This window comes from Stenotrophomonas sp. KH_036_B (genome assembly GCF_057839485.1).
On record NZ_CM174491.1, the window covers coordinates 4,379,803 to 4,390,000 of the forward strand.

The following is a 10,198-nucleotide window of genomic DNA, read 5'->3' on the forward strand; positions in this document are numbered from 1 at the left end:
GGAATGGTATGAGCGACATTCGCAAGCTGCCCGCCTCGGCGGGCGCCCAATGGCTGTTGGACGCGTTTTCCCTGTATCGCCGTGCGCCGCTGCAGCTGGCGGTACTGGGCGTGATCGGCATGCTGGTCAGCTCGCTGATCCTGGTCCTGGCGCAGGCGCTGCCCAGCTGGCTCGGGGTGCTGGGACAGCTGGTGTCGGTAGCGGTCGGTCCGCTGGTGTTCGGCGGGATGCTGTGCGCGATGAGCGAGGTGGATCAGGGCCACCGGGCGTCGCCGGTGCATCTGCTGCAGCCGATCCGCGACCGGCGCGTCACCCACCTGCTGGTGCCGCTGGCGATCCAGCTGATCGCGATCATCGTGCTGGGTACGCTGCTGTACGTGATGCTGGGGGCGGAGGGTCTGACGGCGTCGGCCGATATGTTCCGCAAGATGCAGGAGCTGCAGCAGTCCGGGGCGACGCCGAGCAATGAGCAGACGCTGGCGTTGATGACGGGTGTGCCGGTGGTGCGCATCCTGGTGTGGATGCTGCTTGCGTTCGTCACGTTCGTGGCGCTGAGCATGGCGATGTTCACGCAGCCGGCGCTGGTGGTGTTCGACCACCAGAGCGGCATGCATGCGCTGCGCATGAGTCTGCAGGGCTGTATCCGGAACTTCGGTGCGATGGCGGTATTCATGCTGCTCGGGCTGATCGCGGCGATGTGCATCTACTTCCTGGTGGCGATCATGATGCAGTTGGCGCTGTTGGTCGGCGGCATGGGCGCGGCGGCATTCGTGATGCAGCTGGCCATGGCCACGGTGATCATGCCGCTGTATGTGGGCGCGGTATACGCGGCCTGGAAGCAGATGTTCGCCCACCGCGGCCGCGCCGCGCCGCCACCGGTCCCGCCGTCCAACGGCCCGGGGAATATTTTCGCGGCTTGAGGGTTGATGGGCGGGGTGGTTTTAGAGCTACGGCGACCGCAGCTGTTTCGTTGATACGGGCTGGGGCAGGGCGGCGGGTAGCCCCACTCCGGGACACGCCGTAAACCCATCCTTGGGGGCTTGGCGAAAACATCCATGTTTTCGACAGTCCCTACGGAGGCCACCCGCCGCCCTGCCCCTTAAGACATCGCGTTTGCGGATAGGGAGAGCAGCGACGCATGGCGTCGCTCTACGGGAGCACGCACCGCGCTTGCGCGCCGTCGTTCCAAAGCGTCGCAGACGCCGGTGGGATCGGTTCCCAAAGGACCGCCATGACCGGCCCAGCGCCCGGTGGCGGACGGAGTGGATCGAGACGGTAGAGCGACGCCCTGCGTCGCTGCTCCACCAATCCCTCCGCACGCGAGATGCATGAGGGGAGGCCGGCGGGTGGCCTCCGGAGGGACTGTCGAAAACATGGGTCCGGCGCATGCGCCGGACGGGTTGGGCAGGACGCCCAACCCCGGCCTTGCCGATTACGCAGGATTGCGCAATCGCGCAAGTTTTCGCCAAGCCCCCATGGGTGAAGGAGCACTGCTTGCGAGGCACTGCCTCGCGTGCGACTGAACGCACGACCGCTGGCGGTTGGGCCGGGGCCCGGAGGGCGGTTTACGGCGTGTCCCGGAGCGAGGCTGCCCGTCGGCCTCCCCAGCACGTAATAACCAAACCACCGCTTTCAGCGCGAACTACACCACGCGCGCATCACGACGCCTGCTGCTCCCCACCCTTACCCGGCACCAGCCAACGCGCCGCGTGGATACCGATCTCGTAGAGCAGGCACATCGGGATGGCGAGCATCAACTGCGACACCACATCCGGCGGGGTCAACACCGCGGCCAGCACGAAGATGCCCACGATCGCGTACCCACGGCCTTCCTTGAACTGCTGCGGAGTGATCCAGCCGAGCAGGGTCAGGATCACCATCGCCACCGGCAGTTCGAAACTGCTGCCGAAGGCGAAGAAGATCGCCAGCACGAAATCCAGATAGGCATTCGCATCCGGCGTGATCGCAATCACCTCCGGGCGGAACGTGGTCAGGAAGTGGAAGACCGCCGGCAGCACCAGGAAGTAGGCGAACGCGCAGCCCGTGTAGAACAGCACCACCGACGAGGCCAGCAGCGGCACCGCCAGGCGCTTCTCGCGCGCATACAGACCCGGTGCCACGAACGACCACAGCTGGTACAGCAGCCACGGCACCGCGATGAACAGCGCCACGAAGAAGGTCAGCTTCAGCGGTGCGAAGAACGCGCCCGCAGGATTGGTGGCGATCATCGACTGCCCGTTCGGCAGCTGCGAAATCAGCGGCTCGGCCAGCCAGGTGTAGATCTGCCGCGAGAACGGCATCAACCCCAGCAGCACCACGCCCAGCCCGATCAGGCCACGCATCAAACGCGCGCGCAGTTCGATCAGGTGTTCCACCAGGCCGCTTTCGGGCACGTCGGGTTCGCTCATCGCGGTGCCTCCGTCGGGGGCGACACCGGATCGCGTGGCGCCTGGCCATCAATGCCGGGCGGGGCCATCGCATCACGCGGCTCGCTCGTGTCCGGTTCCGGCTCGGCGGCCACCACATGCTGGGCAACACTGGCCGGAGAACCCGGCGTGGGTCCGGTCATCACCGGTTCGTCGGCGGCGCTGGAGGCCGCGCCGTCGCCCTGCACCTGCCCGCGTACCTGCTCGGCCTCGCGGCGTACCGCTTCACCGCTGGCGCGCAACTGTGCCTCTGTGTCGCGCACCGAGTCCTGCGCATCGCGGAACTGACGCTTGATCTCGTCGGCATGCAGCTCGCGCTCCAGCTCCTGCTTCACCGAGTCCCACTGGTTGCGCGCACGGCGTACCCACAGCCCCGCGAAGCGGGCCGCCTTGGGCAGCCGCTCGGGACCGAGCACAACCAAGGCCACCACCGCGATGACCAGCAGTTCACTGAAACCGATATCGAACACGCCAAGCCGCCCCGGTCAGCGCCGGTCGCGCTCGTGTTCGTTCTGCGATGTCGTCGTCGGGTCCTGCGGACGCGACTCATCGCTCAGGTGCGCGGTCGGCTTGTCTTCGTCGCGCATGCCTTTCTTGAATTCCTTGACGGCACTGCCAAGGTCCTTGGCGCCACTGGTCAGCTTCTTGGTGCCGAACACCAGCAGAACGATGACCAGCACCACCACCCAATGCCACAAGCTCATACTGCCCATGTGCTGCTCGCAATACCTAGTAGTCAGGAGGTTGAGCATAGCGCACCGCCGGTAAGGCGGCGCGCGTGACGAAAGTCAGTTGCCGTCCAGCGATTCGGTGCGTACTTCACCTTCGCCCACCGGCTGGAAACCCTGGTGGGCCGCCGGTTGCGCCGGCACCGCCTGCAGCGGGGCAGTAATTGCACCACCGTTCGCCTGTTCAGCCACCGGTGCGGCCACGGGCGGCGGCGGGGTGGCCGCCCGCGCCACCGGGGCGCTGCCCTGGGTGCCACGCTTCTCGCGGGCCGAATAGGTGGCTTCTTCCAGGCGATCGCGGAACGCGACCACATCCATCGACGGCGGCTCGCCGACCCGGCCTTCGAACACCATGCGCGGCGTCGTGTTGCTGCCGTAGGCGTCCAGATTGGCCTCGTCATCGATCTGCAGCACCGCGCCATCCAGCGCCACGCCGGCGAACAACCCGCGCGCGCGCGACCACGACCAGATCTCGGCCTTCAGCTGGCCGTCGGTGGCGGCGGCGGCGTTGCGGCCCACCGGGCCCGCGGCCACCCCCGCGTCGGCACCGAGGGTGAACTTGCCGTTCACGAGATTGTCCAGGCTGCGGTCATTGCGGAAGACCAGCACCACGTCGGACGATTGCACGCCGGCCTGGAAGCCGATGCTGCCGCCGGTGAGCTTCATGAACACGGGGTTGGACCAGCTGCCGTCGGCATTCTTGACCGACATCAGGCCATGTCCGCGGCGTCCACCGATGACCAGACCTGCCTTGATCGTGTCAGGAATGACGACGATTGCACGCCCTTCATCCAGCAATTTGTCCGGAATGCCCTGCTCGGGGATTTCCTGGATTTCATTCAGCACGCGCACCGCGTTGCGGGCACGCTGGTCCTCCTGGGGCCCGGCCATGGCCTGGGTCGACAGCAGGCTGGCGGAGATCAGCAGTACAAGGCTCAAGCGACGCATGGAGACTCCAGGGGGATACAGACTTCTCGAAATTAGTGGGGTTCCGATGAATCCGCAATGAGTATTACTCGTTTCATTCACCATATTGATTACTGCTCCCGTCGTTTCCATCCCGACAATCGCGCAGACCTGCGAGAATGGCCACATGCTCGACGCACCCGACACCGCCGTGCTGGCGGTCAATCTAGGCACGCCCGAGACGCCAACCGCCCCGGCGGTGCGTCGTTACCTGGCTGAATTTCTCAGCGACCCGCGCGTGGTCGCGATTCCGCCACTGCTGTGGAAGCCGCTGCTGTATGGGCTGATCCTGCCCCTGCGCAGCGGTCGCTCGGCGGCGAAGTACGCCCAGGTCTGGCTTCCTGACGGCTCGCCGTTGATGGTCTACACCCGCCGCCTGGCCGAGGCCATGCAAGGCCTCATGCCCACCCTGCGGGTGCGCCACGCCATGCGCTACGGCGCACCTGCGCTGACCGCCGAGCTCGACCGGCTGGCCGCCGAGGGCATGCGCCGTATCGTGGTGTTGCCGCTGTATCCGCAGTATTCGACCACCACCACCGCCTCCATCGAAGACCAGGTCCGCGACTGGCAGCCGCTGCATCCCGGCGTCACCGTCACCCTGGTGCGCGACTATGCCGTGGACCCGGAGTGGGTGAATGCGGTGGCCGACAGCATTCGCGCGTGGTGGCAGCAGCACGGCCGCGGCGAGCGCCTGGTGTTCTCCTTCCACGGCATTCCACAGCGCTTGGCCGATGCTGGCGATCCTTATCCACAGCGGTGCCAGGCCAGTGCGCAGGCCATCGCGCAGGCGCTTGGCCTCCACGACGATGCGTGGGCGCTGACCTACCAGTCGCGCTTCGGCCGCGAGAAGTGGCTGCAGCCCTACGCCGAACCCACCCTGTGGGCGATGGCCGAGAGCGGCATCAAGCGCATCGACGTGGTCTGCCCCGGCTTCGCCACCGACTGCCTGGAGACGCTGGAAGAAGTGGCATTGGGCTTCACGGAAACCGTCGCCGCGCGTGGCGCGCAGATGCGCTACATCCCCTGCCTCAATGATGCTCCGGGTCACGCGCTGGCGTTGTCGCGGTTGAGCATCGCCGCGCTCGCATGATCCTGCAGCCGTTTTCGCTGCCGGTTGCCGGCAGCCCTGTCGCCGGGCTGCGCTCGGGTGCCGGCAACGGTCCCCGCGTGCTGGCCCTGCATGGTTGGCTGGACAACGCGGCCAGCTTTGTACCGCTGGCGGCGGCCTTGCCCGAGTGCGAGCTGGTCGCCATCGACCTGCCTGGGCACGGCCACAGCGCGCACCTGCCGCCGGGCACGCAGTACAACACCCCCGGTGCGCTGTGCCACGTGCTCGACGTGGCCGATGCGCTGGGCTGGGAGCGCTTCACCCTGCTGGGCCATTCGATGGGCGCCGGCATCGCCAGTCTCATCGCGGCGGCGGCGCCGGAACGTGTCGAACGCCTGATCGCCATCGAAGCCCTGGGTGGCCTGCGTGGCCCCGAAGATGAAACCGCGCAGCGCCTTCGCGAACACGTGCGCGCCGCGCGCGCCCTGCCGGGCAAGAGGCTGCGTGTGTTCCCCGACCTCGCCGCGCCGATCCGCGCGCGGATGATGGCCAACCAGCTCAGCGAGCCGTGCGCGCGCCTGTTGGTGGAACGGGGCGTCATGGCGGTGGAGGGCGGCTTCAGCTGGTGCAGCGATCAGCGCCTCATGCTGCCCACCGCACTGCGCATGAGCGAGGCCCAGATCGACGATCTGCTCGCCGCCATCGAATGCCCCACCCAGGTGATCTACGCATCACCGGCGCAGTCGTACTATCCCGAGCCGTTGCGCAGCGATCGCATCCGCCTGCTGCGCGACGGTCGGCTTGCGGTGTTCCCCGGCACCCATCACCTGCACATGGAACATCCGCAGCAGGTGGCCCAGGTGATTACCGCGTTCCTGGACGGCTGATCTACCGGTTCCATCCCAGTGGCAGCCCGCGCTGCGGGTCGCGCTGGACGCGTCGTGACGGGGTTGGCATGCGCATGGCGAACCTTGACCCGGATCATTTACGGGCGCGCGCTGCGCCGTCGACACTCAAGCCCGGTCGACGGCACGGTGCCGAAGGGAAACAGGTCATGTATGCACACCCGGTGGGATCTTCCTCTGCGTCCGCTGCACCGGCACCGCCGGAGGCCTTGGCGGGCAACAACCTCACGGCGAGGCCAGGCAGTGCGCCAACGAGTGTTGTCAACGCACCATCTCGCGCGTCGCGATCACACACGCTGCTGGGCGGGGGCACACTCGATATCCGTCATGCCAGCATCAGCGACCAGGCCTCCGTGTTGGCGCCCGCCGCGCCCGGATCGCCCGCGGGCGTCGCCACCGCCAGTGGCACGACATTGGAGCAGGCCTGGAGCGCGGCGCGTGACGCGTGGACAACCCACGCCTACACGATGCTGTGCGGCGAGCTCACCAGAATCGCGCCGCTGACCGACGAACGTCGAATGCGGGTTCTGAGATCGTTGGACGAGTGCCTTGCCCGGCCGCCCGATGTTTTTTGCCGCTTTGCGAATCGCGTTGAGGTCTTTGGTCTGAACATGCCCCTGCCTGATGCCATGCGTGATGCACTGGTGCATGCCATGGACACACAGATCATGGGCGAGGCAGCGACGTATCGAGGCGCAACGCTCGAGGACCTGGAGATGAGGGACCGCCTGGTTCCGGTTCTGGCGCGTCCGGCGGCCGAGGTCCTGAGCAACGACGAGCTGCGCCCGCTGTTTGACGCGCTTCATGCGCAGGCCCTGAAGGTACCGTTTGAAGCGCGCTTGTCCCACATGCAGGAGATAACCCGCGCGGCCGACCCTTCGCCGCTCCAACCCATGCCGGGGCAGGAACCACAGCCTGTCCTGGTCAGCGTGTTCAATGCCGGAACCGATGCGCCGCAGACGCCCCGCGGCCAGGACCTCGTCCTGCGCGCATTGCTTGGCCGCGACACCGCGTTGGGGCCCAATGCCTCGGCACTGCGCCGAAAAACGCACCTCGACGCACTTCTGGCCAGGCAGCAGTTGGCAGACAGTTGGTGCGCGACGCTGCTGGAATGGGAGACCCACGCCGTGGCGTCGATGTGCGAACGCGTTCAGAGCGCCGTCCCATCCATGTCGACAGTGCGGTCAAGGGAACTGCTGCTGCCAGTGGTGCATGCCTCCCTCGGCAGGGACCTCGACCATATCTGCAGCCCCCAGCGCGCCGCCACTTTCGGTCTGGACAAGCCCCTGCCGGCGCACATGCGTGAGGCGCTGAGAGACGCCGTGGCTAGACTCAACCTTGACGCCAACACTGCAGAACAGCGGACGATCGAACTCGCCCTGAACACGCTGGACGAGCAAGCCGCCGTCGTCGTCATGCAGGACCTTCGCCCGCTGTTCGAGGCTCTGCACAGGGCAGTCGCACCCCTCTGGTAGGTGGGTGCGCGCAGGTAGGTGCTGGCCGCTGGCCAGCACACAAGAAAAAACCCCGCTGCGTGAGCAGCGGGGTTTTGGGTATAAACCCTGGCGATGACCTACTCTCGCATGGCTTGAGCCACACTACCATCGGCGCAGCTGCGTTTCACTTCCGAGTTCGGGATGGGATCGGGTGGTTCCACAGCGCTAATTTCACCAGGGAGGCTTTTGGAGTGTCGCCGCAGAGCGTGTCTTTGCAGGGAGCGGGCACGGATGTGCCGGCTTTACAAAGAGACGCGCCTGAGCGCCTGCCTCTCGTTTGGTCTTGTGACGTAGCGTGCACTTGGTATCTATCGACATGTCATGTCGGCCAAGGCAACTTGAGGTTATATGGTCAAGCCTCACGGATCATTAGTATCAGTTAGCTCAATACATTGCTGTACTTACACACCTGACCTATCAACCACATAGTCTATATGGTTCCTTCAGGGGGCTTGTGCCCCGGGAGATCTCATCTTGAGGCGCGCTTCCCGCTTAGATGCTTTCAGCGGTTATCGCTTCCGAACATAGCTACCCGGCAATGCCACTGGCGTGACAACCGGAACACCAGAGGTTCGTCCACTCCGGTCCTCTCGTACTAGGAGCAGCCCCTCTCAAATCTCCAACGCCCATGGCAGATAGGGACCGAACTGTCTCACGACGTTCTGAACCCAGCTCGCGTACCACTTTAAATGGCGAACAGCCATACCCTTGGGACCGACTACAGCCCCAGGATGTGATGAGCCGACATCGAGGTGCCAAACACCGCCGTCGATATGAACTCTTGGGCGGTATCAGCCTGTTATCCCCGGAGTACCTTTTATCCGTTGAGCGATGGCCCTTCCATACAGAACCACCGGATCACTAAGTCCTAGTTTCCTACCTGCTTGATCCGTCGATCTTGCAGTCAAGCACGCTTATGCCTTTGCACACAGTGCGCGATGTCCGACCGCGCTGAGCGTACCTTCGAGCTCCTCCGTTACTCTTTAGGAGGAGACCGCCCCAGTCAAACTACCCACCATACACGGTCCCCGACCCAGATAATGGGCCCAGGTTAGAACGTCAAGCACGACAGGGTGGTATTTCAAGGTTGGCTCCACCACAGCTAGCGCCATGGTTTCATAGCCTCCCACCTATCCTACACAGACGAACTCAACGTTCAGTGTAAAGCTATAGTAAAGGTTCACGGGGTCTTTCCGTCTTGCCACGGGAACGCTGCATCTTCACAGCGATTTCAATTTCACTGAGTCTCGGGTGGAGACAGCGCCGCTGTCGTTACGCCATTCGTGCAGGTCGGAACTTACCCGACAAGGAATTTCGCTACCTTAGGACCGTTATAGTTACGGCCGCCGTTTACTGGGGCTTCGATCAAGAGCTTCGCCTTGCGGCTGACCCCATCAATTAACCTTCCAGCACCGGGCAGGCGTCACACCCTATACGTCCACTTTCGTGTTTGCAGAGTGCTGTGTTTTTGATAAACAGTCGCAGCGGCCTGGTTTCTGCGGCCCTCTTCAGCTATAGCTCGCATGAGCCACCAAAAAGGGCGCACCTTCTCCCGAAGTTACGGTGCCATGTTGCCTAGTTCCTTCACCCGAGTTCTCTCAAGCGCCTGAGAATTCTCATCCTACCCACCTGTGTCGGTTTACGGTACGGTCTGCGTAAGCTGAAGCTTAGGAGCTTTTCCTGGAAGCGTGGTATCAGTGACTTCGCCTTAAAGGCTCGTCTCGGTGCTCGGTCTTAAAGGATCCCGGATTTGCCAAAGATCCAAACCTACCGCCTTTCCCCCGGACAACCAACGCCGGGTACACCTAACCTTCTCCGTCCCTCCATCGCACTTACGCGAGGTGCAGGAATATTAACCTGCTTCCCATCGACTACGACTTTCGTCCTCGCCTTAGGGGCCGACTCACCCTGCGCCGATTAACGTTGCGCAAGGAAACCTTGGGCTTTCGGCGTGCGGGTTTTTCACCCGCATTATCGTTACTCATGTCAGCATTCGCACTTCCGATACCTCCAGCAGACTTCTCAATCCACCTTCAACGGCTTACGGAACGCTCCTCTACCGCGTACATATAAATATGCACACCCCAAGCTTCGGTTCACTGCTTAGCCCCGTTAAATCTTCCCCGCAGACCGACTCGACCAGTGAGCTATTACGCTTTCTTTAAAGGGTGGCTGCTTCTAAGCCAACCTCCTGGCTGTCTGTGCCTTTCCACATGGTTTTCCACTTAGCAGTGAATTTGGGACCTTAGCTGTGGGTCTGGGTTGTTTCCCTTTTCACGACGGACGTTAGCACCCGCCGTGTGTCTCCCATACAGTCCGTCTCGGTATTCGGAGTTTGCAATGGTTTGGTAAGTCGCGATGACCCCCTAGCCATAACAGTGCTCTACCCCCGAGAGGATACATATGAGGCGCTACCTAAATAGCTTTCGAGGAGAACCAGCTATCTCCGGGTTCGATTAGCTTTTCACTCCTAATCACAGCTCATCCCCGTCTTTTGCAACAGACGTGGGTTCGGGCCTCCAGTACCTGTTACGGCACCTTCACCCTGGCCATGACTAGATCACCCGGTTTCGGGTCTACTGCCCGCGACTATGCGCCCTTATCAGACTCGGTTTCCCTTCGCCTCCCC

At 63.7% G+C, this 10,198-nt stretch carries 8 protein-coding genes and 2 rRNA genes (1 of these 10 cut by a window edge); 4 read left to right on the forward strand and 6 right to left on the reverse strand.

Annotated elements, in window-relative coordinates; genetic code table 11:
* Window positions 1–8 precede the first annotated feature (8 nt).
* Window positions 9–920 (forward strand): BPSS1780 family membrane protein, encoded by a 912-nt coding sequence (locus AC3ITN_RS19320; protein WP_489391576.1) that lies wholly within the window; start codon window positions 9–11, stop codon window positions 918–920.
* A gap of 738 nt (window positions 921–1,658) precedes the next feature.
* Here the strand turns inward: AC3ITN_RS19320 and tatC are convergent.
* The 4 genes from tatC to AC3ITN_RS19340 form a co-directional block, all read right to left on the reverse strand.
* Window positions 1,659–2,408, reverse strand: a complete 750-nt coding sequence (gene tatC, locus AC3ITN_RS19325) for a twin-arginine translocase subunit TatC (RefSeq protein ID WP_313347713.1) — start codon at window positions 2,406–2,408, stop codon at window positions 1,659–1,661.
* Window positions 2,405–2,896, reverse strand: coding sequence for a Sec-independent protein translocase protein TatB (gene tatB, locus AC3ITN_RS19330; RefSeq protein ID WP_489391577.1), 492 nt, complete (start codon window positions 2,894–2,896; stop codon window positions 2,405–2,407). Before tatB ends, tatC begins: the two co-directional genes overlap by 4 nt.
* Window positions 2,897–2,911: 15 nt before the next feature.
* Window positions 2,912–3,139 (reverse strand): Sec-independent protein translocase subunit TatA, encoded by a 228-nt coding sequence (tatA, locus tag AC3ITN_RS19335; protein ID WP_313347715.1) that lies wholly within the window; start codon window positions 3,137–3,139, stop codon window positions 2,912–2,914.
* Between the two features lie 75 nt (window positions 3,140–3,214).
* A complete protein-coding gene (locus AC3ITN_RS19340) occupies window positions 3,215–4,102 on the reverse strand; it encodes a lipid-binding SYLF domain-containing protein (RefSeq protein WP_489391578.1) in 888 nt (295 codons plus the stop codon).
* Between the two features lie 145 nt (window positions 4,103–4,247).
* Between AC3ITN_RS19340 and hemH the strand changes: the two genes are divergently transcribed.
* The 3 genes from hemH to AC3ITN_RS19355 all read left to right on the forward strand — a co-directional run bounded on the left by hemH (window position 4,248) and on the right by AC3ITN_RS19355 (window position 7,548).
* Window positions 4,248–5,210, forward strand: a complete 963-nt coding sequence (gene hemH, locus AC3ITN_RS19345) for a ferrochelatase (protein ID WP_489391579.1) — start codon at window positions 4,248–4,250, stop codon at window positions 5,208–5,210.
* Window positions 5,207–6,055, forward strand: coding sequence for an alpha/beta fold hydrolase (locus AC3ITN_RS19350; protein WP_489391580.1), 849 nt, complete (start codon window positions 5,207–5,209; stop codon window positions 6,053–6,055). Before hemH ends, AC3ITN_RS19350 begins: the two co-directional genes overlap by 4 nt.
* 74 nt (window positions 6,056–6,129) lie before the next feature.
* Window positions 6,130–7,548: a hypothetical protein gene (locus AC3ITN_RS19355; RefSeq protein WP_489391581.1), complete on the forward strand. Its 1,419-nt coding sequence runs from the start codon at window positions 6,130–6,132 to the stop codon at window positions 7,546–7,548.
* An 85-nt stretch (window positions 7,549–7,633) separates the two neighbouring features.
* Here the strand turns inward: AC3ITN_RS19355 and rrf are convergent.
* Window positions 7,634–7,748 (reverse strand): 5S ribosomal RNA (rrf, locus tag AC3ITN_RS19360).
* A gap of 169 nt (window positions 7,749–7,917) precedes the next feature.
* Window positions 7,918–10,198 (reverse strand): 23S ribosomal RNA (locus AC3ITN_RS19365); it runs 598 nt beyond the window's last position.

Excerpts from the sequence above, each read along its gene's own strand:
- AC3ITN_RS19320 (WP_489391576.1), top strand. The coding sequence starts at position 9 with ATGAGCGACATTCGCAAGCTGCCCGCCTCGGCGGGCGCCCAATGGCTG.
- tatC (WP_313347713.1), bottom strand. The coding sequence starts at position 2,408 with ATGAGCGAACCCGACGTGCCCGAAAGCGGCCTGGTGGAACACCTGATC.
- tatA (WP_313347715.1), bottom strand. The coding sequence starts at position 3,139 with ATGGGCAGTATGAGCTTGTGGCATTGGGTGGTGGTGCTGGTCATCGTT.
- AC3ITN_RS19340 (WP_489391578.1), bottom strand. The coding sequence starts at position 4,102 with ATGCGTCGCTTGAGCCTTGTACTGCTGATCTCCGCCAGCCTGCTGTCG.
- hemH (WP_489391579.1), top strand. The coding sequence starts at position 4,248 with ATGCTCGACGCACCCGACACCGCCGTGCTGGCGGTCAATCTAGGCACG.
- AC3ITN_RS19350 (WP_489391580.1), top strand. The coding sequence starts at position 5,207 with ATGATCCTGCAGCCGTTTTCGCTGCCGGTTGCCGGCAGCCCTGTCGCC.
- AC3ITN_RS19355 (WP_489391581.1), top strand. The coding sequence starts at position 6,130 with ATGGCGAACCTTGACCCGGATCATTTACGGGCGCGCGCTGCGCCGTCG.